15 protein-coding genes, 1 tRNA gene and 1 pseudogene are annotated in these 25,527 nt (G+C 39.2%); 9 read left to right on the top strand and 8 right to left on the bottom strand.

Going from position 1 to position 25,527, the window contains the following annotated elements:
• Positions 1–410: 410 nt before the first annotated feature.
• Positions 411–950 carry a response regulator gene (locus EO98_RS16755; RefSeq protein ID WP_048137631.1) on the top strand — a complete coding sequence of 180 codons (540 nt, stop codon included), beginning with the start codon at positions 411–413 and terminating at the stop codon, positions 948–950.
• A 149-nt stretch (positions 951–1,099) separates the two neighbouring features.
• Here EO98_RS16755 and pap read toward each other — a convergent pair whose 3' ends face one another.
• Positions 1,100–2,614 carry a polyphosphate:AMP phosphotransferase gene (pap, locus tag EO98_RS16750; RefSeq protein ID WP_048137628.1) on the bottom strand — a complete coding sequence of 505 codons (1,515 nt, stop codon included), beginning with the start codon at positions 2,612–2,614 and terminating at the stop codon, positions 1,100–1,102.
• Positions 2,615–5,427: 2,813 nt separating this feature from the next.
• Complete coding sequence (locus tag EO98_RS16745; RefSeq protein ID WP_048143996.1) at positions 5,428–5,892, bottom strand: hypothetical protein; 465 nt, start codon at positions 5,890–5,892, stop codon at positions 5,428–5,430.
• An 844-nt stretch (positions 5,893–6,736) separates the two neighbouring features.
• Here EO98_RS16745 and EO98_RS16740 point away from each other — a divergent pair.
• The 3 genes from EO98_RS16740 to EO98_RS16730 all read left to right on the top strand — a co-directional run bounded on the left by EO98_RS16740 (position 6,737) and on the right by EO98_RS16730 (position 7,783).
• Positions 6,737–7,069, top strand: coding sequence for a DUF2551 domain-containing protein (locus EO98_RS16740; protein ID WP_048133979.1), 333 nt, complete (start codon positions 6,737–6,739; stop codon positions 7,067–7,069).
• 37 nt (positions 7,070–7,106) lie between these two features.
• Positions 7,107–7,508 (top strand): hypothetical protein, encoded by a 402-nt coding sequence (locus EO98_RS16735; protein WP_048139580.1) that lies wholly within the window; start codon positions 7,107–7,109, stop codon positions 7,506–7,508.
• 202 nt (positions 7,509–7,710) lie between these two features.
• A tRNA-Gln gene (locus EO98_RS16730) sits at positions 7,711–7,783 on the top strand.
• 364 nt (positions 7,784–8,147) lie between these two features.
• Here EO98_RS16730 and EO98_RS16725 read toward each other — a convergent pair.
• A pseudogene (locus tag EO98_RS16725) lies at positions 8,148–8,312 on the bottom strand (IS4 family transposase); the annotation flags it as partial.
• Positions 8,313–8,486: 174 nt separating this feature from the next.
• On the opposite strand from EO98_RS16725, the gene EO98_RS16720 reads away from it, so the two are divergent.
• Entirely contained in the window at positions 8,487–11,654 is a 3,168-nt protein-coding gene (locus EO98_RS16720) for a tetratricopeptide repeat protein (protein ID WP_048139583.1), read from the top strand.
• Between the two features lie 617 nt (positions 11,655–12,271).
• Positions 12,272–12,679, top strand: coding sequence for a DUF1699 family protein (locus EO98_RS16715; protein WP_048139585.1), 408 nt, complete (start codon positions 12,272–12,274; stop codon positions 12,677–12,679).
• 325 nt (positions 12,680–13,004) lie between these two features.
• On the opposite strand, the gene EO98_RS16710 is transcribed toward EO98_RS16715, so the two are convergent.
• The 3 genes from EO98_RS16710 to EO98_RS16700 all read right to left on the bottom strand — a co-directional run bounded on the left by EO98_RS16710 (position 13,005) and on the right by EO98_RS16700 (position 17,483).
• Entirely contained in the window at positions 13,005–13,529 is a 525-nt protein-coding gene (locus tag EO98_RS16710) for a hypothetical protein (RefSeq protein WP_048139588.1), read from the bottom strand.
• Between the two features lie 248 nt (positions 13,530–13,777).
• Positions 13,778–14,299, bottom strand: a complete 522-nt coding sequence (locus tag EO98_RS16705) for a tyrosine-protein phosphatase (protein ID WP_048139590.1) — start codon at positions 14,297–14,299, stop codon at positions 13,778–13,780.
• 301 nt (positions 14,300–14,600) lie between these two features.
• Positions 14,601–17,483: a disaggregatase related repeat-containing protein gene (locus EO98_RS16700; protein ID WP_048139628.1), complete on the bottom strand. Its 2,883-nt coding sequence runs from the start codon at positions 17,481–17,483 to the stop codon at positions 14,601–14,603.
• A gap of 1,653 nt (positions 17,484–19,136) precedes the next feature.
• Between EO98_RS16700 and EO98_RS16695 the strand changes: the two genes are divergently transcribed.
• The 3 genes from EO98_RS16695 (at position 19,137) to EO98_RS16685 (ending at position 23,953) form a co-directional block, all read left to right on the top strand.
• The gene (locus tag EO98_RS16695; protein ID WP_048139592.1) at positions 19,137–21,512 is read left to right on the top strand and encodes a glycosyltransferase family 4 protein; all 2,376 of its coding nucleotides are present in this window, start codon (positions 19,137–19,139) and stop codon (positions 21,510–21,512) included.
• A gap of 21 nt (positions 21,513–21,533) precedes the next feature.
• Positions 21,534–22,541: a glycosidase gene (locus EO98_RS16690; RefSeq protein WP_048139594.1), complete on the top strand. Its 1,008-nt coding sequence runs from the start codon at positions 21,534–21,536 to the stop codon at positions 22,539–22,541.
• Between the two features lie 71 nt (positions 22,542–22,612).
• The gene (locus tag EO98_RS16685; protein ID WP_082098659.1) at positions 22,613–23,953 is read left to right on the top strand and encodes a glycosyltransferase; all 1,341 of its coding nucleotides are present in this window, start codon (positions 22,613–22,615) and stop codon (positions 23,951–23,953) included.
• Positions 23,954–24,012: 59 nt separating this feature from the next.
• Here the strand turns inward: EO98_RS16685 and EO98_RS16680 are convergent, their stop codons facing one another.
• Both EO98_RS16680 and EO98_RS16675 read right to left on the bottom strand, forming a co-directional pair.
• On the bottom strand, positions 24,013–24,357 hold the full coding sequence (locus EO98_RS16680; RefSeq protein ID WP_048139598.1) for a hypothetical protein: 345 nt from the start codon (positions 24,355–24,357) through the stop codon (positions 24,013–24,015).
• A 302-nt stretch (positions 24,358–24,659) separates the two neighbouring features.
• A complete protein-coding gene (locus EO98_RS16675; RefSeq protein WP_048139600.1) occupies positions 24,660–25,415 on the bottom strand; it encodes an MBL fold metallo-hydrolase in 756 nt (251 codons plus the stop codon).
• Between the last annotated feature and the right edge of the window lie 112 nt (positions 25,416–25,527).

Below are 25,527 nucleotides of genomic sequence, written 5' to 3'. Positions count from 1 at the left end.
CTTGCCATAACCTTTCTTCTCGGCACAGGATAAAGCCTTTAAATTATCTCTTCTCTTTTGTCAGTGCCGTATAGTGGAGGCTATATAGCTTCATTTATATAGAGACTTCGCATAAGGAAAAACTATCGGTTTGAGTCTTTGTTTGACCACGTGGTTTTTACGGGAATAAAGTCCTCTGGATAGATGGAATAATGGTAATCAAGGGGGTTGCCCGAGGATTAATATTGACTACCATCAATGAGCCTGCGTCAAAAGCCCTTAAGCATGCCTTTTCTGAAGGGGAAGGGAAGATTTGAATTCAGTTGATATATAATTAAAATGATGTTTATTATGAAATCAACAATTTCAGCAGGGTAATAGGGGAGTTAAAAATAATTCCGGAGCTGAAGTGCAAAACGAAGGTGTAATGAATGTCAGAAGGAAAAATTCTGATTGTCGAAGATGAACATATTGTCGCAATGGGAATAAAACGGATGTTAAAGAGTTTGGGGTATACACTAGTAGGCGTTGCTTCATCCGGAGAGGATGCTATAAATAAAGCCGAAAGCACTTTTCCTGATCTTGTGCTGATGGACATAATGCTAAAAGGGGACATGAACGGGATAGAAGCTGCAAAAGAGATCAAAGCACGCTTTGATGTGCCTGTGGTTTACCTGACTGCCTGTTCTGACAGCAAAATAGTGGAGTGTGCCTGGAAGACGGGACCCCTGGGGTATATTGTAAAACCCTTTGATGAAAAGGACCTGAAAAAAAGTATTGATGTGGCTCTGCGCAGGCACAGGATGGAACTAAATGAGCTTGAAAAAGGCTCTGATAATGCTGAAAAAGGTTCCGATGAGCTTGAGAAAGGTTCCGATGAGCTTGAGAAAGGTTCCGAAAAGTGTGAAAAATGCTCCAGAAAACTTCCTGAGTCTGTTGAATGTACTGAAAGTCTTCTGAATTTTAAATAACTCTCTGACTTTTTGGATTATATATTCAATTTTTTTGGATTATATATTCAATTCTTCATCTCTTTTTTGATAACTCGGTTCCATTTTTGAATTTGTTTCGAATCTTTTAACTCCATTTGAGTTTTTACACCTTTTCAATTTTTGATTTATTAAGCTTTCTTCAATTCATCTTCAAGGGTTTCAGCTACGGTTTTCAGGACTTTTGCCCTTGAATACCGCTTGTCCCTGGATTCGATAATTGTCCATGGGGCACCTGTGGTACTCGTTTTCTGGAGCATCTCCTCGGCTGCAACTTTATAATCGTCCCATCTGTTCCGGTTTCTCCAGTCGTCTTCTGTAATTTTCCAGCGTTTTTCCGGGTCATTTAGCCTGCTTTCAAAACGCTCGAGCTGGGTTTCTTTATCTATCTGAAGCCAGAATTTGAGGATAATTGCTCCTGCATCGGCAAGGATTTTTTCAAACTCATTGATTTCCCTGTAAGCTCTTCTCCATTCTTCTTCAGTACAGAACTCTTCTATTCTTTCTACGAGGACACGCCCGTACCAGCTTCGGTCAAAAATAGTTATATGTCCTGCCATTGGGATTGCGTCACAGAAACGCCAGAGGTAATGGTGGGCTTTTTCAGTATCATTCGGTGAACCCACGGGCACAACCTTGTAAAGCCGGGGGTTGAGTTCTTCAACAAGGCGGCGAATGTCCCCTCCTTTCCCTGCAGCATCCCAGCCTTCAAAGATTATAACAACTGAACGTTTTTTTCTAAAAAGCTCATACTGGAGGGTTTCGAGTCTGTGCTGGTAAAGCTTTTTAGACTCCCTGTATTCTTCCACAGAAAGGTTTTTTGAGAGGTCTGCCTTTTCCAGAGCTGAACCGTTAAGTACCGGGAGATTTGTAGTTACTATGTCAAGATATTTGATTGTCTGCTGCCCGGGAATCTTTGTGATCTTTTCAATAGATTTCTCGATTGCGTGAGTTACTGTTACCATGATTTTCAGGACTGCAAAGTTCCTGTCATTCGCCTCGACTATTGTCCATGGTGCATTGGGGACATCTGTTTTCTCAAGGATTTTTTCTACAACAGGCAGGTGTTCATCATATTGTTCGATAAAATCCAGTTCTTTTCCGTTTTTTCCTTCATATTCATCAAGAATAAGGGGAATATCTTTTTTTTTGATTTCCTTGAAACGCTCTTTCTGTTCTTTTTCACTGATGTGGAGGAAAAACTTGAGTATCAGGTACCCATCATCCACAAGCTGGCGCTCAAAGTAGGTTATTTCTTCCAGGATCTTTTCCAGGGCTATTTCGTCTTTTTCTTTTCCGAAAAGCTCTATTACTGCTCTGCTGTACCAGCTCCGGTCAAAGATTCCAATTCTTCCTTTTACAGGAATTCGCGCCCAGAACCGCAGAAGGAAAGGTTTGAGGCGGTTTTCGTAACAGGGCCTGGCCATGGTGTGGAAATCAAATCCTCGCGGGTCCAGAGGCAGGATAAAACGGTTGATGTCCTCTCCCATCCCTGATGCATGCCAGCCTTCAAAAACAAGTATAATGGGTATTTTTAGTTCCCATGCCCTTCGTTGAAGCTCACCGAGTTTAACCTCAAGTGTTTTCATACTTATCTTATATTCTTCGTTTGTTATTGCCTGGGATAAATCAACGTTTTCAAGCATGTGGGAATCCTGTGTTATTTTTTAAAACCAGATTTCTAAGTGTTTAGAATAATATTAATTATGTAACTATGCAGGTATAAGTTTTGTCTTTATTTCCTAATAATAACGATATAGATATGTCCAACTAGTTATTTAAATTTTTGAGGTAGATACTATAAGTAGAGACTAAAGACAGGTAAGAAGTAATGTATGTAAAGGGGGATTATATTATCCAGAATTATCTACTATAATAAATAATATATATTTTCCATATGATCCACTATAAAATATAATTTTTATAATATTTATACGCTTCAAATATTTTGAAAATTCAAATATATTTATCCAGATACGTTCATATGTATTAAAACCTGGTTTTTTACTTACTAATATGTTTATTGCATACGATGTGCCCCAAATCGTCTATACAGACGAGATCTAAAACTATTTTATAAATATAGTCTAATACTTTACTAAAAAAACTTAAGGTGGATCCGGCAATCGCCCATTTAATATGCACTATTTATTATATGCATCATACACAATATTTTAATTAGGGTTATTATTCCATCACCCTTTTAATCAAATATATGATAAATGTCATATCAATCGATGTATGTTATGTGGTCTCTGTAATATATTTATCTACATTTATATCAAATATTAGTTATATGTATCTAAAGTTACATAATCGAATATCTCTTTTTTATAGATGCATCATTAATTTTAAGGAAACTGTGTGAATCATACATTATATATTATGACTAATATATGTTTTGCTACATATGAATAGTAGGCCTCTGCAGGGATTTTTTCCAAATGGTTCCTTGATATATAGGGTATCATATAATGCATACCTACTCAAGTTGATGTTCTTATTATGATTACAATCTCCTGACACATACAATTAACAAATGATTCCATGATCTACTAAATAATATGACGTTTTCATAAATACCTATTTTACTATATGTTTTTAAGTATCTGTGATTAAAAAATGTCTAATGTCATCCAATATATATTGATATATAAGTAATTACCATAATGATTAATAAAAAAAACTAGCTCCTTAATTATAAATTAATAATTATTCTTTTTTTAGATAATTTAATTAAAAGTTACTTATTAGGTGTAATTAGTTGTTATCATATGAGTTATATGCAATCTAATGCAGCTTTTTAATAGTTACTCAAAAAATATACTTATATTCTAGAAAAGATATTTCTTTTGTGAAGTCGTGATTCATATTATTACATCATACAACTTTTAAATATTTTTTTGCCTATGTGGTGATTTTATATATAGTGTATTTAAAATTATGTTATATTTATAATATGCTTTTTTAACCAAATAGGGTAGACTACACAGCCCATATAATCTCAAAAACACATACGTAATGGATACTCACGTGTCTAATAAATATCTTAAAATCTGATCATTGTTTGTGAGTATGAGTCTTTTTTTTGAAAACATGGTTTTCTAAAGAACCTCTGCAACAGATCCTCCTATACACATAGTATATGGGTACAATTGTCTTTATTTTCAGAATTATTTTTCAGTAATATTGTTTCGTATCTAATATTGCGGTGGTCGGCAAAAAGTACCCCATTCCTATAGTTTATGTAATGATTGACTTTACTAAATTGGGGGTTGACCTGGAAATGACGCTCAATGCAAAATTTGTTCCTATATACCATAGGAATGAATTATTTGAGACATATTCATTGGATATGGAGACTGGCTCAAAAATGAGGGCCTGAAAATAAAAAGGACTGATATGCAGATTGGTAATTATTGCGATACAAATATATTAAAAAATATAGGTTTTGTTCAGTAAAGGCGGCATTTAGATATTTGGGAGAGAATCCAGTTCTTTTGTCGACTGAATAAGTTCTAAAATTCATATTTAGGGGATAAAATACAACACCCGGTTCTGAGTAAAACTCATTTTTACTTAATTACAGTCACTTTCTCGATAAATTTATTAGACTCACTATTCATTCATCATGTATTAATTATGTATATGTTTACAAATTAAGATATTATATACCTATATTTATATATTCATATTTAGTTTGAATCCTCTACACTAACTCGGTTGTAAATGGGCCAAAACACATATGTGGAAATGAGGGAAATGTCTCCAAAAATAGTAGGGATTAATTTTCAGTTAAAAGATTGGTTAATAAATAAATATTCCGTTTGCAATTATATCGGCGGATTCGTTTATCCTTAGACGCATAATATGTATTTTCTGGGAGTAATTATATATTTATTGACATATTTATTATTTTATTGCACTGTATTTATATATACACATTTAAACCAAATCCCCTACACCAATTATGTTAAAAAGAGGTTGAAACATATATGAGGATGAATAACACAATATCATTATATATTGCCCTGTACTTTTTTTATATATTTAATTTAACTAAATACACCATTCTTGGTTTATTTGTTGTATTGGACTTGTGGACCTGGACAAGTCATTAAATAGAGTTACATAATAAGTAAATTCTTGTTAGTCACATATTGACATATTAATTTTATCACGAACTAATTATTAATATCACATCATTTTCTGATTTAACATTATGTCCAGAGTTTAAGCTCATAATTTAGTATTTTATTTTTAGATATTTTTGCAAGTATATTGCTTAAGTTTACAGTAATTAGTTATATTTTTGAAATGGGGTTGCTGTTACCTATTATTATATCCACTCGATGATCTTATTTTAAGTAACTTTATATTGTTACGTATATTTAAGCAGGTTTTAGAGTCGATTTATTCCCCATTTTTGCTAAAAAACAGAAAAACTCATGTAACGAAATTATAACTCCAGCTTTAAATCAAAAATTTCTTCAAAAAGTTCATACTTTTTGCGAGCTCTATAGAGGTACTGACGGACCGGGTTTTCATCTTTTGCCCGTGCAACAAGGGCTTCAATTTCCCCTTTTGAAAAAACTGCTTCCAGTTTTTTTATGGGGACGGCCTCAAGTTCTTTCCAGCTGTCAATCACAGGGTTACTCAGAGGAATGGGGATGGGAAGAAGCGTTACCTGAGTTTCGTCTACCCAGTTCCAGTCGGAATCATATATATTTGCATAGAAAGCCCCGCATGAAATGCACTTCGTTATGACTGCGATATTCCCCCCTGTGGAATGATAGCTAAGGCTCATGAGCATGGAGTCACAGCTGGTGCAATTTCCAATCTCGTTTTTTTCCAGGCTATACGCAGGTATTCGGTTTTCTTCGATGTAAAGAGTTTTCTCATTAAGGTCATACCTATATTCCACATTATCCGCTCCTGAATGAGGCCTGAAGTCCCGGAAAGTTAATTTTTTCTGATCCAGGTCCGGGTACTTAATTTTCCATATGATTTCTGTCTAAGGTAATAACCTTATTAATATTAATCCCTCTTTTGATAAAAACTTGTGAGTTCAAGGCCCCCTTTGTTATCCCCTTACTCTTATTTTTCCCAGCATTTATAACTCCAACTAAAGTTGCCGCACATTTATTCAACAATATACTTTTAAACCTCTTTCTTGTAGGTAATCAAATTACTTAATGAAAAAAATACCATGCCGCGTTATTATATAATCAAACTAGATATCAGCCGCATCACCCTGTTTTTCGGGATATTGCGGGACCTGGGAATACCACTGACAAATATTATTAACGAACCGAAAAACCATACTTCCATTATATCAATCAAATAACTCAGCGTATTTTAGTGAATTTAACACAAGCTTAATATATATGTTCGTAAGAATGTAATAATTTTGTTGATTAAATATATTATTTGAGTATTCAAATTTATATCAGGAAATTCAGGGCTTTTAGCCCCGAACGGAGTAAAAAGCTTTATAAAAAAGAGTCGTTAAAAACAAAAGTATAAAAGTCCTGAATCAGTGAAGGGCGACTTAAAGATAAGTCCAAGAGTATATAATGGAAATGGATCATAAAAAGCGATATATTGGAGAAAGGATATATCTATACACAAAACTGACCTTGAAGCAAAGTAAAATTGCCTGAAGAGCAGGAGCTTTAATGTCCATTCCCATCATGACGAATATATTTACAAACCTATATATAGAGCTATAACTGACATAGTTTACTACATCAGTAAGGTGGTAATTTATGGTATCCATCCGAGCTAAAATTAAAGCCAGATTAGAGAAATTTCTTGAAGTAGATTCCAGTGGATATCGAAGGGCTATTCTGTGTATCTTCATCAGGGTAAAGAAAGCAACTATTGATGAGCTGCATGAAATGCTTTCAAGTAGATATAATGTATCAAGAAATACCGTAGCATCCATGGTAGGATACATTCATTCGAAACTTGGAATTCTGAGAGCACATAAGGAGTCCTACAAAACCCCCATGGTTTATCTTTTAAGAGAAGAGTACGTAGACCTGCTTATGAAGATAGTCGCCTCTTCCACGAAAAAATCTACTAATTCCGCAGCCTGAACAGTTTATCACTTCAACCCCAATTGCCTGATAGAAAATGTCACTTGTGAAAAACGCACCAAGAACTGCAACTACCATCGTAGTGCGATCGGATGCAAATGCCCGTATAGGCCAATCAAGAGACCCATACTATAATCTTATGAGGCGTATTTTTCAGGAAGACGCAACTGCTGTACGGGGCCAGAAATTCCTGTCAATGGTTGAAGAGCGACAGGCAGCAGGCAATGCCATCCGAACTGATGAATGGAAGACCATTCTGGAAGAACTCCAGATAGGCCGTGCCTCTTTTTATGCAATGCGCAATAAACTCCTCGGAGCGGGGCTTATCTCAATAAAAAACAAGGAGTACCGGCTTTCCGGCCAGTTCTCAAAAGACCTTATAAACATGGCCCGCTGGTGGTGGACTGCTGTCCTCAACCAGTCCGAAGAAAGCCTGTGATTCGATAAGGAGTAATATCCTTCGGCCAAAATAATTATTCCTTTTTTCAAATTAAACTTTTTAGAATTCTGATTTTCTATCCAATATCTTAAACTTTTAACAAATTCAGAGGCGTTCAGACGAAAGTTATATATAGGAGATCTTCCTTTAGAAGATACGCTTCAAGGCGCAAGAATCACGCCCCACAGCGAAAAATCATCGAAGCCCGGTAGTGTAGTGGTCAATCATGCGGGACTCTGGATCCTGCAACCTCGGTTCGAATCCGTGCCGGGCTATACCCATTTTGTAAGTAACCCCCTTCTTTTGATTCATAGCGAAATGTCTTATTTTTTCTAACCTTTTAATTAAATTTTTTCTAACCTTTAAATTTAAATTATACCACATTAATTCTGAAGTTTTGCATCAGTATTATTTTCCACTCGTCCTCCTTAGAGATTAGCAGAAGGTGTCTCCAATTAGCTTTTTGGCAATATATTCAAAAATTTTTTTCAAAAACTTCATCACTATTTGTATAAACCAGGGGTTTTTGTTAAATATTGATTCATTGCCCATCAGTTAAGATTCTTTTTTATTCTTATATTACTGTTTTTCCAATCTACCATTTTTTATTCTTACGTCACTGATTTTCCAATTTACCATTTATTCAAACCATTTTTCTCTAAACCATTCTCTGTTTACATGCAAATCCAATGCTTGGTTTTCATATGCGCCCATCACTGTTTCAAAAGTAATCTCAATTCCACATCTATGCAAAATCACTGCCAATAAATTTGGTGCGTTTTCAGCAAATATATGCCCACCTCTCCCGGGAGAGATAATTGCGTGATCCATAGTCGAGTTTAAGGGGGAAAGTTTTTTTCTTTTATATGGGCTTCTTTTTTAATATGCCATACCTGACAGCAAATTAACAAAGTATATAACATATAAAATCAACTAAAATTATTAGAAAGAAAGCATAGCTTAAGTGGGGAGTTTACAATGATGGGCTTGTTTGCCGAAAAAGCAGCAATCGGAGATAAAGTCAATCTGACTTTGATTAATGGGGGAGTGTTTGAGGGAAAAATAGAAAGTTTTGGCGAGGACTTCACCATAATCAAAACTAAAAGAGGGACTGCCGGCATATATTATAAAATGGTCGGAGCCTGGGAAATCTTCTCGGACTCAAATCCGGACCAGAGTTTAGAAGACCCTGTAAGCTATATGGACCCGGGATCTGAAATTACACTATTGAGAATAGAACCTATACTGGAATCTGTGAATCCTGAATCTAAAAATCCTGAATCTTCAGGTCTGGAATCTGCAAATGAAGTGATGGGACAAACTCAAAATCCTGAAACTGGAGAAGAGATATTAGAAAACGAAGCCGATGGCTGCAATTTGATTGAAATCCGGATCGAAGAGGCTCTCGGAGATTTTAAAGCAAGAGTTGCCTCTGCAAAATTGACTCTTCATGAGCCGGATATGTCATTTCCATTAAACAGCCTCGATTCAACCCATTTGCAGGAAGATAAAAAGAAATGGGATAAAATAAACAGCCAGTACCAGAATTGCATAAAAAACAAAAATTATTCTCCACTACCTTCTCTGGTCACGGAATTGTTGAAATTTGCGGAAAAATACCCGAAAATCGGTGTTTTTCACTACAACGCAGGTTGCTATCTGGTTCACCTTGAAGCTTTCCGGCAAGCCCAGAGTTATTTTGAAGAAGCATTCTCCAGGGAACCCTTGCCTGAATATATCTATAATACTGCATATGCTGCCCTTAAAACTAATGACTATGAAAAAGCCCATATTGGCCTGGCAGCATACTTTAACCTGATACCTCTGACGGAAGATCCCGATGCATGGTACATGTTCTGCAGCCTGACTGAAAAAGAATTCGAGTATTCAACATTTGAGGATGTCCTTCTTTCATTACCGGGACAAAAACCCGGAATAGAAGGGGCTGCCAGAAAGGAAAATGAGGAGTACGTTAATGATACTCTCCCTCTTTTGCTGAAATCCGCGCTTTATGTCCTTCAGAGGGATAAAAAATACAAAGCTGCAGAACCTCTTATAACGGCCTTGCAAGAAAAGGACCCGGAACACAAAACTCTTGATCTGAAAAATGTAACGTCCCTGCTCGATTTGGCCTTCAAAAACTATCCCAGACAAACGTGTAAGGAATATGAAAGGCTTATCGGCTATGGAAAACTCACGGGCCTTTTGAACGAATATAGAGGTTCCCGCATGGAAAACTCTTCTTCTATTAAGTCTTCTCCCCCTATTAATTCCCCACCTATTATTAACCCCAATAACTCTTCCATTAACTCCTCTAATACTTCGATTACCTCCAATAACTCCCCTATTACCCCCAATAACTTTGCCATAATTACTGATAAGCTAAAATCATCCCTCGATAAAATAGATTCTTTCAATGGAAATGGGCCTGAAGATGAAGCCGGGCGAACAATGGAAGAATTCTGCAGTAAAATTCCCCGAAAGCAGGGCCAGATTTTCAAGTATCTTGCACCGCAGGGTTACGGGTTTATAATCGGCCAGGACGGGAAAACCTATTTTTTCCATGTCAGTGCAATAATCGACAGTTCGATATCTGACGTTGATTTAAATAATGTATACTGGGGAGCCCAAATCCAGGTGATATTTCAGCCCATAAAAGGCTCGCAGGGAGATATAGCTGTTCAGATCTCTGCATACCCTGTAGTGAATGAGATGCAAAAGCTAGCTGAGATATATGCGGATTCCGGAGATTTCGGAAAAGCAATAGAGCAAATAAAGTATGTGCTCTCAATTGATTCAGAACATCCTGACTCAAGAGACCTCCTTGAAGCCTGGACGAAAAAGCAAACTGAAATCCTTGAAGAGGAAAGAGCCCTTAATGAATTGATTGAAACAGACCCTGGCAATACGGAAAGCTGGCGTTCTAAAGTTGAGTTCCTCATTGGGCACAAAAGGTATGAAGAGGCACTTTACACACTTGATGAAGTAATCAGGATTACTCCAAACTTTATAAATTCCCTTTCATCAAAAAAACAGTTATCTTCCTTTAGTGAACTCTGTGATTTTAATCCCGAATACGTGAAAGCCATATGCAAAAAAGGTTTTGTGCTCTATCAGCTCGGAATGTATAAAGAGGTATTAGGACTCGCAAATAAAATACTTGAAATTGAACCGGACCATGTGGGTGCCCTTTGCCTTAAAGCTTCCAGCCTCCTGAAACTCCAGAGATTTCAGGAGGCTTTCGAGATTGTAGTCCTTGCACTTGATCTGGACCCAAAGAATGGTGAACTCCTCTTTTTGAAAGGAAAAGCACTTTTAAAGTTCCATAAATATGAAGAAGGGCTTGAGTACCTTGAAAAAGCTTACCAGCTTACGCCAAAAAAGCCAGAGGTCCTCCTGAGAAAAGGATATGCCCTCTCCAAGCTAAATAGATTTGAAGAGGCTTTAAAAGCCTATGATAAGATGATAAACATCCAGCCAGATAATGTAAAAGCGCTGTCAAACAAAGGTTTCATCCTTGTAATGACTGGAAAATATGAAGACGCGCTCAGCCTGTATAACGGGCTAATACAGCTAAATCCTTTCAACTCAGTCCTCTGGTCAAAGAAAGGAGCAATCCTTACTAAAATGCACAGGTCAGAAGAAGCTTTGAAAGCTGTTGACCGGGCTCTGGAAATTGTCCCTGACGACTCAGATTCACTTTTTACAAGAGGCTACATTTACTCTAAAAACGGAATGTATGATGAAGCATTAAGGCACTTTAACAGCGTTCTGGAACTTGATCCCTATGACCAGAAAGCTCTTGCAAAAAAGGCTTTTATGCTTTCAAGGTTGGGTAAACACGATGAAGCCTTTATATCTATTGAAGATGCGCTCAAAATTAATTGGCATAATTCAAGAACCTGGTATTACAAGGGTGTCCTCCATTACAACATAGAAGAATATGATAAAGCACTTTCAGCTTTTAACAGGTCTGCAGAATTAAACCTCGAAGATACCCGTATTGAAAAAATGAAGCAGTTTACTCTTAGTAAACTTGGCATACCTGAAGGAAAAACGGGAGTTGCAGCCAATACGTTAAAGGTTGAAGAGGAACTGTTTGATAGAGAACTGCAGGAAGAGTATGATCTGGAGTTTGAAGATTAAACCCACACCAGAAGAAAATAGGTATAGAACTCTCTTTAATGTTTACGGCAAGGATTTTTACAATATTTTCTACGGGGATTTTTGTAATGTTTACTGCGGGGATTTTTGAATCTGGTTCTCTCTGAGCATTTCCTGTCATTTGACGGAATATCTCCCACCGCTAAAGCAAGCGGACTTCCTCCTTTATAAACCGTGATCTTGATCAGCCTTTCAATTCTTTTTATTATCTGTCATATCATGTATATGAGACACGAATACTGTTCACATAGGTGGCTTCTATGTCCGTCGTAAAATCACCAAAATTTTAAGTTGAAATGCATAGAAATTCCCGGTGTTAGTGATTATGATAAGTCAAATAGTTATAAAAAAATTATACTAAGAAAAACGGCAAAAATCAAAGTAAATATAATAAAATCTTCTGTATAAAGTGATTTTATTCCATTTTAGGCTTTTTTAGGTCATTTTCCAAGGACTTAGTAGAAGTAAACAACCAATATACTATCTAAATAATGTTAGTGCAATGAGATAACTATTTATAATAAGTATAAGTAGTTCCTACTGTAGTAAAAACATAAAACAATTAAAAAATATAAAACAACCTACAGTGGGGGAAAAACATGAGAATAAGAGTAGTTAGTTCCAGAGAAGAAATCTTTACATTGAATCCAAACGAAAGAATAGTTCATCTGGCTTTCAGGCCTTCTAACAAGGACATCTTTGGATTGGTTGAAACCTGCCCGAAGATTGAAGTTATTCAGTTGCCTAAATCTTACAGGCGCACGGTTTCAAAGTCCATAGAAATGTTCCTTCAGATGCAGAGAGTCCAGCTTATTGAAGGGGATGTCTGGGGACACAGGAAAGATATTAATGAATACTACAGCATTTCATCCTCAATAATTGAAAAGATTAAAGAAATGAAAATAGAAGGTAAATCCGCTGAAGAGATTGAGAAAAGAGTTTCAAGGGAGAGCAAGTTAAACTCCGAAATGGTTGCTTATATCATGAGTAAGGAAATTACTGCCTGAATCTACATCGGATAAGGTATACACCTTGGTAATGTATGACCCTTAAGACTTTGCTGGAGATTAGACCTTACAGAACATCGATTCCACATTTAGCACCTAATCTCCAGTTTTAATCCTCTTCTAGATATATACTCCTCGTCTTATAGAATGTGGAATTTTTGAGTTAATAACTGCTTCAATTCTGAATCCTATTGACCAATATATTCAAAGAAGCTTTCTACTTGTTTCAAAATGACACTTTTCCTGAGTATATCTGCAAGTGCTTCCACTGCACACATAAAGGTGGGGGGTTAGGGTCTTTGATATATCTGATCTGGTTTGTTTTTCAATTATTAATAGTCCTTTCCACTAATTCTCTTTGTCCGATGCTGTCTTCTCCCCATTTCTGTTTCATCTCTTCACTCCATTGAAGTTTGTACTCTCCAATCATAGATATCGGAATTGTAAAAACTTTTGCTCTTGTATTTCGGGGAGTGCTGCACTTTAACCATTTATACTGGTTTGTTTCAGCATCATATACTAAGCAATAATCAAGTTTAAATGCGCCCGGTATCTCTGAGGGTTTATAGTAAACTTGCTTTAATCCTCCTTTTGGCTCCTTTCTTTGCTTGTGCTTCCCGCCCGTTACCTTAGCTTCTTCTTTTCTTATTTCTTCTAAATACTTTAAGCTTCTATCAATTTCATTTCTAAATATAATCATATGCCATTTTAGGGACAGGGGATACTGTTTTCTTAAAAGTTCCTTTAATTCGACTATTAGATCAAAGTCGTTTTTTGTGTTTTCAATTTTTACCATTATTTCTTTCATTCTGGATAGATTTGACCTCTGTCTTTCCTGACTTGTTACCATAGCCATCGCCATCATTTCAATTATATTTGTACAGTTCTTATACGAAGACTTAGTTCTTAAATTTTTTCCTCCGGAGATGATTTTCAGTAGTGAAGGACAAGGGTAAAAATGAAGCTGAAAAAAGGAAATAAAAGAGAAATATAGATACCTTGTCAAAAATTCTATAAAGAAAGTTTATGTTAAGAAATTAAAGGATTAATCAACTGAGCGTCAATTTTCACAGAATGAGTTAATTTTCACAGAATAAATCAGTACTTTCGTACCATTTCCTCCTGCCATTTTACCTCCGGCCACCCCCTTACACCCCTGATTCTGTTTATTTTGTCCAGGTAACTTATTACATCATCAGCACGAAAACCAAGGTCCCGGAGTACACATCCAAGAACAGTGCCAGTCCTGCCTATCCCGCCCATACAGTGAACAACAATTCCCTTCCCTGCATCCGCTTCTCGCCTTATTACTTCAGTTGCGTCTCTTACAAGTTCCTCCTGCATTTGAGGGTTAATTGGCGGAAAACCGTGGTGCAGATCTTCCAACTCTGCAGAAAACAGTACTTCAAGAGGATAGGGGTTATAGGAAACCTTTGAATCGCAGAGGCAGACCACACCTGAGAAACAAGCATCCCCAATATTTTCCCAGGGGGTACGCATTCCGGGATAAGACATACCGGCAAGAAGTACTGGTTCCTTAAGCACGACATATAAGTTCAGGGGAATTCTGATGCCATCTATTGCAGGCATTTCCAGAGGGCTCAATAGAGAAAGGGTCATGCAGAAGGTATGAAAACAGGATGTATAAATTATTTATTCAGTTTTAAATTAATTTTAAAAATTAAAACCAGAACATATCATGCTCTGAAAAAATGAGAAAGCATGTTTTTCAGAAGGCCTGTTTTTCAGAAGGCCTGTTTTTCAGAAGGCCTGTTTTTCAGAAGGCCTGTTTTTCAGGAGGCCCGTTTTCTAAAAAAGTTATTCGAAAGAATATACAGGGATGAAGGTTAAGCAGTTGACGTTTTTATGCTCGCCTGCATCCTGTAGAAATACCTTTCCTGAAACTAAATCTGCTAATTGATTACGATTTCAATTGCAGGTTCAGTTTAGGGCGCTGAGTCTCACTTCCTGCTTCGGTGCTGTAGAAAGCTATGTAATTATTGTTTTCCGTGCGGGCTTTGATCAGGAATCCCGTATTTTCGTATTTGCCACTGGCATATTCATTTACCAGGTCAGTTACATCAATCTCGTGGTATGTGCTATCCGGAAGTTCACTGGCTTTAAGGGTTATCGTAGCGTATGGAGTACTGCCCTGCAAGACACCATTTTTATCGTACCAGTCTCCTCCTACATTATTCCATGCAACACCTTTGTCTTTTTTACTCCAGCTCACATAATCAGGATTCCATGAAGCAGCAGGTCTGTAAACCTCGATCACAGTATCCTCAGGTCTTGAGGTTCTTGAAGGATAATACCAGTAGAGAGAAAGGGCTGCGTTAATAACTTCCCCGGAAGCTTCATATTCACTCAGGTCAAACCGCATTACATCCCTGTACCTTCCAACTCCACCAATTCCGCCGATGTCAATAAAGGACGAACTCTTGTAGACTGTGTTAGAGGAGGCTTCACGCAGGCGGTTGTCCTTTGCCCCGGTCACGGTCACATCAATAACCGGGTTTACAGCTGCCTGTTCGGTTACGGTGAGCCTGGGTTTCTGGTTCTCGTTTCCGGCTTCGGTGCTGTAAAAAGCTATGTAATTGTTGTTTTCCGTACGGGCTTTGATCAGAAATCCAGTATTTTCATATTTGCCGCTGGCGTACTCTTTTACCAGGCCAGTTACATCAAGCTCGTGGTATGCACTATCCGGAAGTTCACTGGCTTTAAGGGTTATTGTAGCATATGGAGTATTGCCCTGCAAGACACCATTTTTATCGTACCAGTCTCCTCCGGCATTATTCCATGCAACACCATTGTCTTTTTTACTCCAGCTCACATAATCAGGATTCCATGACGCAGCAGGTCTGTAAACTTCGATCACGGTATCCCCGGGTCTTGAGGTCCCTGAAGGATAATACCAGTAGAGAGAAAGGATTGCGTTACCAACTTCCCCGGAAGTTTCGTACTCGCTCAGGTCAAACCGTATTACATCCCTATACCTGAAACTATTCATTCCCCCTACGTCAATAAAGGATGAGCTCTTGTAGACTGTGTTAGGAGAAGCTTCCCGCAGGCGGTTATCGTAGACCTCTTCTGTTGCGGGCGAGGGGTTTTCCTGATTGACAACGCTTATAGCTGCTGTAGCCGAATCCTTTAGTTTTCCATCACTTACCTCAAAGGTTACGCTGTACGTCCCTTCCTGTCCGACAGCCGGGGTCCAGCTGAAAACCCCTGACTTGCTGTCAAAAGTCGCACCTGAGGGAGTACCTGAAGCAGAGTATGCGAGGCTGTCTCCGTCTGCATCCGAAGCGCTTACTGTAAAGGTAAGGCTTTTTCCAGCTTCAACACTAACATCCGGGATGGAATTTATCACAGGAGCCTGATTATCTATTATTGGTGTTCCTGATTTTGAAGCATACTTTGTGTTCCCGAATGCCCCTATGTTAATCCTGCCTCCGTTGTCCTGAGGTTCTGCAGAATAGTCCGAAGAGCTGTATCCTGTGTCGATGCAGGAGGAACTCATGCTGTCAGTTATCCAGCCGTTTCCGTTCCATCGCCCTGCTTTTGATTTCAGGTGGTAGTCGCGGCTGTTTCGGTCAGCGTACTGCGGGTCTGCCTTTATATCTGAAGATGAGGCCTGGACATTTTTGTATTCTCCACCTGCATTTCCGTAGAAGCAGTTGTTCTGCAGGACAAAAGAGTGCGTACCTTTAAGTTCGTTGTTCACCCCATACCCGCTTCCCCCGGCTGAAGAAGATCTGGAGTTTGTAATTATGTTATTTCTTACTGTAAGTACAAAACCTGACCCGGACGGGGCTGGAGAATACACCGTTTTTTGGACAATACCAGCTCCATAGGTCCCATCGACCACGTTATTTTCAATGAGTCCACCGAACCCGTTGGATAAGATTCCTCCTATTATGCTGTTGCTGGTTTTAGTTCCGGTATCGTATATCTGGTTATGGTGGATGTGAACGTTTGCCGTTGAAGCGGAATAAGATCCTGATCCGAAAATCCAGATCCCTGCAAGAGCAGTTTTGTATATTACGTTGTTGTAGACCTCAATATCGTTCATTGAGGGAGTGTTATACTTCTGGATTTCAATTCCTGCCCCACCGGAACCTTCCGATGTAATAACATTATCATGGAAGCTGGCTTTGTTTGTATTATAAAGCCTGAGGCCGCTGTTTGTCCTGCAGGTTATTATGTTGTTGTAGGCTTCCACATTTGAACAGCTGCTGGCATAGAGGCCGTCGTGCCCGAGCAGGTATATTTTGTTATTATAGAGTTTCACACCGGTGCATTTATCGGTTTTCAAACCGTCCCCGTGGTTATTGGTCAGATACATATTATACACATTTATGTTCTGACAGCTGCTGAGGTGGATAAGGTTATAATATCCTTTTCCGCTAACCACATTCGAATTCCCTCCCCGGTTTCCATCGATTGTAAAACCGCGAATGGTAATTCCGCTGCTGCCTGTACTTCTTTCTTTAATCATTGGTTTCCAGGCTGCCCAGTTAGCATTGCTGACAAGCTTTATTTTTGCACTGGAGTCGCCCTCAAGGATAGTATTGCTGCCTATAAGGAGGGTCTCGTCAATAACATAGGTAAAGGGTCCCTTGAGATGAACAGTTGTATATGCAGAGTTTTCTGCCACGAACTTGAGAGCCTGATTTATCTGGATATGGTCGTCTTTTCCATCACAGTTGAAGTCTCCGCTGCCGTCTCCTGCAACATAAACAACTGGTGCCGAACTCATGCATAAAGCTGCAGGAATGCCTGACAGGACAAGGCAGCTTGTCATAAAGAGTATTACTAATTTTTGATTCAACAGAGCTATCACCTGTAATACTATTTAATAAAATTTTAATTGACTTAAAATAAAAATTTATTCTGTATGATTCCAATTTATTCTGTATGATTTCCAAATTTGTTAATAATTTGAATTCTGGCTCGGTGCACATTATGATTGTACTTTTCACGTATGAGAAATAAGGAAGGATCTGGCAGACAGTATCCACTATCACAGTTTTGAAATTCCAGAAATAATCCTAAAATGTATCCGGATCAGAGGCTATCTCATCAGGTTAATGGACCGTAAAGATAGCACATGAGCTTCCATTTTCAGGATTTTATCCCTCGCTTGAATAGATTCTCCCAGTATCAAACAGTATAAATAAATCTCATTCTATTTACTAAATTAATTTGACATGTGATATTGTACTTTATATGTTATATTATAAAAATATTCGCGATACATATTAAAATATTTTATACAGTTTGGAAAAAGAGATAATGTGAAAGCAGGAAAAACAAAAATCATTATCTATTGGGATATTTGACTTTAAATCATAGAGATGAGTTATTTTTTAAAATGCCCTGGAATTTTATGAAAAAATGATTTTTTGTAGATTATGCTCTAACAATTTTGAATTCATTCGTATAACTTCGAAGATGCTTAAAAAGCTTTATTTTCCGGTTTCGTTTTTACCGCGCTTTCAGCAGGTCACATATTATCAATTATTTACTCTGAAATGCCTGGTTTTCATATTCACGGTTGCGCCCGGATCTACTTTGGATTAATTCTCCTGAACAAAATACAGATCTCACTGCAGAATTTTATACATTATAACAGCTTTTATTTTATTATTTTACGAGAAATATCACAGCAGGCTCAATTAAGGTAAAAATCGATATGGTTAAAAGTTATTCACATTCAAAATCCATAAGTTGAAAATCAGAAAAAATAATCATACTGTATACAGTAGCAGGAAACAAAAATCTAGTTTAAGATTACTATGCTACTTTATTTCCCCCATAATTTTTTGTTTAAAAGATATTTGTCGGGCCATTTAAAATTACAATATATTATAAAAGTTATATCATTTTTTTCAGTTAACTAGTTTAATTATATTTATAAATAATATTAAATATCATTGAATACAATTGATATATCTAATCAATATTTTGTTACTCATTTAGCTAAATTTTTGCAAAGTATGTGAGCGGGCGTGGATCATAAATTTATCGCGTGTTATCAGTAAGTTGAGCGGTTGATGATAAGGATCCTCGAAACAAAACGACATGTTTTCGATTAACGACATGTTTTCGATTAATAACTACATCTTTTTCAACCAGTTGCGGATTTTACGATAAAATATATCCAATATATGTTTAATCCGATACGGCAATAACTTTGTGGACATATAGTCTTCACATCGATACAGAAGCTGTTCACATCGATTATAGAAGCTGATATGTATTGATCTGAAAACACAGCAGAGAAATGAAGTATAATTGAAAAAACTGGGGAGTACGACTTAATTAAGCGTTACTGAGTGGGGAGCATGCTTAATTAAGTGCTTAAAGTTCTGTTAGTGGGAATTTATGCTTACTTAAGTGCTTTTTCTGTTAGCGGGAGTACAACCCTGATTACTATAAGTTAGGGGGAAAATAGTTGAATAAGCAATTGAAAGTTTTGTTTATAGGAACTTATGTTCCGAAAGAATGTGGGATTGCTACATTTACTTTTGATCTTTTGAATTCAGTATCCGGGGTGCATGACGATATACATTGTGAGGTCATTGCCCTTAATGACCCTTCCGAAACCTACAATTATCCTGAAGAGGTTGTTTTTCAAATAGAGAGGGATAAACTCGAAGATTACTACCGGGCTGCAGATTTTATAAATCGGTCCGATGCAGATATCGTATGTCTTCAACACGAATTCGGCCTTTTTTGGGGAAACGCAGGCGATTATATTTTCGCTCTTCTTTCAGGAATAAACAAGCCTGTGATTACTACAATGCATACAGTTATCCGGGAACCGGAACCGGAATACCGTACATCCACAGAAAAACTCATAAGATACTCGGAAAAGCTGGTTGTGATGAGCCAGACTGCAGTCGAGATGTTAAAAGATGTTTATAAGGTACCGGCTGAAAAAATAGAGATCATTTTTCACGGCTTACCCGACTATCCGTTTAACAATTGCAGCAAGTATAAACAGATGCTGAATCTGAAGGGGGCTCCCCTTATTCTTACCTTTGGCCTGCTGAGCCAGAATAAAGGCATCGAAAATATGCTCGAGGCTCTCCCTGATGTTGTAAGCCAGTATCCTGATCTTGTTTACCTTATACTGGGCGCCACCCATCCGGTGATCAAAAAACATTATGGTGAGACATATCGAAAGTATCTTATGAACAGGGTTTCCGAACTCGGGCTTGAGAATAACGTAATGTTTCACGATAAATTTGTCAAGAAAGAAGAGCTCTGCAATTATATCCTTGCCAGTGACATTTACGCATCTCCATATCTTTCCAGAGAACAGATAGTAAGCGGCGCTCTGACCTATGCCATAGGCATGGGAAAAGCAATAGTATCCACTCCTTACTGGTACGCCCAGGAAATGCTTTCCGATAATCGCGGGCTGCTCGTAGATTTCGGAGACACTGCCGGCTTTAAAAACTCGCTTTTATACTTAATCGAAAATCCGGACGAGTGTGAGAATATGCGCAGAAAGGCATACGGTTTTGGCAGGAAAATGACCTGGAAAAACATAGGTAAAGAATACAATACTGTTTTTTCCAGGGTTTTAAAGCACTACAATTCCTATCCAAAAGTACAAAACAGATTTAATTTCCTTCCAGATCAGCTTCCGGAAATAAAACTTGACCACCTCAAACTGCTGACCGATGACGTGGGCATTATCCAGCATACCAATCTGGGTGTGCCGGCCCGACATTACGGATACAGTACCGATGATGTGGGCAGAGGACTCGTTGCACTGACACAGCTTACCGATAGCCAGGAAAAAGCCGAGGAACTCCGGAAGTTGATTACCACATACATGAGCTTTCTTGAACATGCCCAGACCGGTACAGGGCACTTCCATAACTTTATGAGCTATAAAAGGGAGTTTCTGGACGAAGAAGGCAGCGAAGATACTCTAGGACGTGCGATCTACGGGCTTGGGCATGTGATAAGCTGCCCTTACCTATCAAAAAACACACGTACGCTTGCACACACGCTTGTAAGTAAATCTAAAACGCAGATGGAAAAACTGAGTTATCCGAGGGCAAAAGCCTACACAATGTGCGGGCTGTATGAAATGCTCAGGGCAGGCGTGGATGCGGACTCTTTTGAATCCATATTTAACTCTCGCAGGGATGCTGTAAGGGCCGTAGACTCCCTTATAGACAAAGATACCGTTGAATCCATATTTACCAGCCACGCAGACTCTCTGGTCGACCTGTATGAAGCTAACCGGAAAGAAGACTGGAACTGGTTTGAACCCACAGTTACCTACAGCAATGCAAAACTGAGTGAAGCCCTTATACTGGCGTATAACTATGCCAAAGACCGAACTTACAGAAGAGTTGGGCTTGCCACCCTGGACTTCCTTACTGAGGTCCAGTGGAAAGGCGACTTTTTTGATATTGTTGGAAATCAGGGCTGGTACTCCTGTGATGGAGAAAAACCGATTTTTGACCAGCAGCCCATCGAAGCAGGCTACCTGACTCAGGCTTATATTTCGGCTTATGAAACTGTCCATGAGAGAAAATACCTGGATCTTGCAAGATACTCTTTTGAATATTTCCTGGGCAGAAACCGCCTTCGAACTCCTATGTATGACTATTCGACAGGTGCGATCTGCGACGGACTCAACTGCGATGGGATGAACTGCAACCAGGGTGCAGAATCCGTAATCTGCTTCCTCATGGCTTTAAGTTCCTTAAGTAAACACGCAGGTGAAGCTTATAGTGCTCTATCCCAGCTTACCGTAAGTGAAGAAGTCCTGCCGAAGAAAAAAGAGCCTGTTATTAGCAAATAAGGTAGAGTGAGAAGTGACAGCATGATCTGGAAGGACCACGGAGAACTGTTTGTAAGGCATAAAAAAAATCCCATACTCACTGTTGAAGACTGGCCTTACCAGGCTAATTCGGTGTTTAACCCTGCAGCCGCTATTGTTGACGGTAAAACTCTGTTGCTTGTGCGTGTTGAAGACCACAGGGGCTTTTCTCACTTTACGGTAGCCAGGAGCAATAACGGGATAGATGGCTGGGAAATTGACACCGAACCGACCTTAACTCCGGACGCTATAAACTACCCTGAAGAGATATACGGCATTGAAGACCCGCGTATAACTTATATTGATGAGATGGGAAAATGGGCTGTAGCATATACTGCTTTTTCGGATTCCGGCCCCTTAACATCACTTGCCTTTACAGAGGATTTTCGCAATTTTGAGCGAATAGGGGCTACTCTGCCTCCTGAAAATAAAGATTCTGCCATGTTTCCTGTAAGGTTTAACGGCAGGTGGGCAATGTTACACAGACCGGTCTCTTCAATGAGCGGCGCGAAGGCAAATATCTGGATTTCCTTTTCCCCGGATATGAGATACTGGGGAGATCATCAGGTCCTTCTGTATGCCAGGGAAGGAGGATGGTGGGATGCCCGTAAAATTGGTTTATCCCCACAGCCAATTCGTACATACGACGGATGGTTAATTATGTACCACGGAGTCCGCCCAACAACGTCAAAAACAAGTTATCGACTTGGGCTGGCTCTTCTTGACCTTGAAGACCCGAGAAAAGTCCTTCACAGGTCAGAAGGATGGGTTTTCGGACCCCGTGAACTCTATGAGCGCAGTGGAGATGTAAATGATGTTGTTTTTCCCTGTGGATGGGTTTTAAATGACGATCAAATCCGTATTTATTATGGAAGCGCGGATACTTCTGTCTCCATGGCAAGCGCAAAACTTGGTGACGTCCTTGAGTATATTCATGAGTGCCCCGAGGAGCAGTGTCCTGCAGAGTTTTGCAGGGCTTTTGAAGGGCACAGGCATATCATTTTCGAATAAAAGCGGGAAATGGAGTTTAAATATCTAAATTAAATATTTAAAGTACTGGGGGGACTTTTATTAGAATTGCTATGTTATCTCCGATTGCCTGGAGCACGCCGCCTAAAAAGTACGGCCCGTGGGAGGCAATGGTATCCTTATTAACTGAGGGACTGGTGAAACGGGGTATTGACGTTACGCTGTTTGCAACAGCTGACTCGCACACTGCAGGCAAACTTCATTCGGTGTGTCCGAGGCCGTACGAAGAAGATAAAGATATGATTATAAAGGTATACGAGAGCCTTCATATATCAGAGGTTTTTGAAAGGGCAAATGAATTTGATATAATTCATAACCATTTTGATTACCTGCCTCTTACTTACAGTGGGCTTGTAGACACGCCTGTTGTAACAACTATCCACGGCTTTTCTTCACGGAAAATTCTGCCGGTCTATAAAAAATATAACGACAGTACTTTTTATGTATCCATAAGTGATGCCTACAGGTGCAATGAACTGGACTATATAGCAACGGTCCGGCATGGAATAGATATCGAGAGTTTTCCTTTTAATGCCAGTCCGGAGGACTATCTTCTTTTTATATCTCGCATTCACAGGGATAAGGGCGCAAAAGAAGCGATACAGGTTGCAAAAAAAGCCGGGATGAAATTGAGAATGGCTGGCTTTATTGCAGACTCTGAATATTTCAAGAATGAAGTTGAGCCCCATATAGACAACGAGCAGATAATTTACGAGGGGCATGTATCCCAGGAACGCAAAAAAGAGCTTCTCTCAAATGCCCGTGCTCTTCTGCACATGATCAATTATGAAGAGGCTTTCGGGCTCGGGGTGGTCGAAGCCCTTACCTGCGGGACGCCCGTAATTGCGATAAACAGAGGGGCAATGCCTGAACTGATCCTGGACGGAGAGACCGGGTTCCTCGTAAACAATGCAGATGAAGCCGTAGAGGCTGTTCAAAAAGTCAGCTCCATATCACGCAGGAGATGCCGGGAAAGCGTGGAAAAACGCTTCTCTGTTGACCGGATGGTAGAGGACTATATCAGGGTATATGAGACAATTCTGGAAAAGTGCAAACGTGAGGCAAAAAGGCCCTGGGGCTTCTATGAGGTGCTTACAGAGAAACCGGGGTATAAGGTCAAACGCCTTACGGTCCTGCCCCAGGAAGAGATCTCACTTCAGCGCCATTCCCATAAAAGTGAGCACTGGCATGTAATCAGCGGCGAAGGGCTTGTAACTAAAAACGGTGACCAGATCAGAGTTCTTGCCGGAAACTCGGTCGACCTGTTGGTAAACGACGTACACCGCGTTAGAAACACAGGCAGTCAGAACCTGATATTTATTGAGATTGCGCAGGGGGATTACCTTGGAGAAGACGATATCGAAAGGCTCGAAGATAAATACGGAAGAGCATAAGAAGGCTTATCCGTATTTTATTGATTTCCTTCGTTAAGTTAATTCCGAATCAGTCTTTTTCAGACCGGACATTCGGAATCATCATATGATTTTCTGACCTGAGATGCAACTTCTTCACCCAGCCTTTCTGATACATTTTCCACAAAGAGGATAATGTAATTAAAAGGCACGCATCCCAGGCTTTCTTCTCCGGATAAAATGAGCCTGACAAGGTATTCAAGGTCAGACATGGACAGCAGCTTGATCCTCCTCAGAAAATCGTCTGCATCTTTTGAGTAGTGGTTTGCCAGAGGCGGGAGAATGGAACGATAATGTACTCCTGAGCCGGAACAGAGGAGCCCCTCACATTCCGGGGCAACGGTTTTCAGAATGCCAATATCAAGTTCGGAAAGTATTCTTGCCATGATAATCACCGGGGGTAAAATGTAATTCTGGTCTTTCAGAGCTTTTCACAAACAAAATTCCAATAAGGTAAATTCCAGTAAGTAAAATCCAGATAAGGCAAATCCAGGTAACATAAATCCCGAATTAAGCCTCAAATTCTTGAAACAGGTGGGAAAACCGGAGAGTTAAAATCTCTGTATTTCTCCGGATTCCACAAAATTTATGATTATAATCAGATTTCAAATATTTATTTCAAATTTTCATAGTTATAATTTTCATATTTATAATTTTCATAGCTCTAATTATTACAATTTAAATTCCTTTATATTTCAAGTTTCATCAGGTCTTCTGCAAGGATCACCTCTCCATCAACATAGTCCTTGAGGCGGTGTATTGCTTCTTTTCCATGCCCTTTCATTTCGGGATAGAAGTGTGTGAGGCAGATACTTCCGATCTCTTTGTTGTAGTCTTCAAGCATTTCAGCCAGCGTGCTCGGAGTTGTGTGGTTTGTTACTTTTGTGCCAGGGGGGAAGGAGCATTCGTGTATCAGGAGGTCGGCTTCAACTGCCAGGTCCATTATATTCCGACAGGGCTCGGTATCCCCCGAGTAAACAAATTCTCCGTCTTCTGCAGTCACGCGGTATGCCAGAGTCGGAACACTGTGGGAAGCAGTTGCGCAGGTAATCTCGCAGTCAAAACCCTCAGGCGTAAACTCCTTTCCGGGAGAGATCTCTATAACATCCACGTCCACTCCATCCAGAATATACTCATAAGCCCCAAGTACCTTCGAGAACCAGTCATCGGTCCCTTCAGGTCCATATACTCGCATTTCAGTTTTTCCTCTGAGCCAGTTTGCTTTAATGAGAGGGAGCAAATCAGCTACGTGGTCAAGGTGAAGGTGTGAGAGAAATACGGTATCCACTTCTGTATGTGGGACTCCTGCATCGGGAAATCTGCTTAAGACGCCGCTTCCACAGTCAATAAGCAGAGGTTTGTCCTCAAGCCTGACAAGTATGCCGGACTGTACCCGACCCTTTTCAGGGATCGCAACTCCAGTACCAAGAAATGTAATCTCCATGAAGTAGAGAATAAACTTTAAATAATTTAACTTTATTTAGTGCATGTTCGCATAAGGAAATTTTTGCGGCTCAAAACCAGCCTGCTTTTATTCAAGCGCAAAGGTTGTTCAG

The sequence above is a fragment of the Methanosarcina sp. 2.H.T.1A.6 genome, assembly GCF_000979455.1.
In the GTDB taxonomy this organism is placed as follows: domain Archaea; phylum Halobacteriota; class Methanosarcinia; order Methanosarcinales; family Methanosarcinaceae; genus Methanosarcina.
The sequence above is the reverse complement of the archived record's forward strand: the minus strand, read 5'-3'. Positions and strand labels throughout refer to the sequence as shown.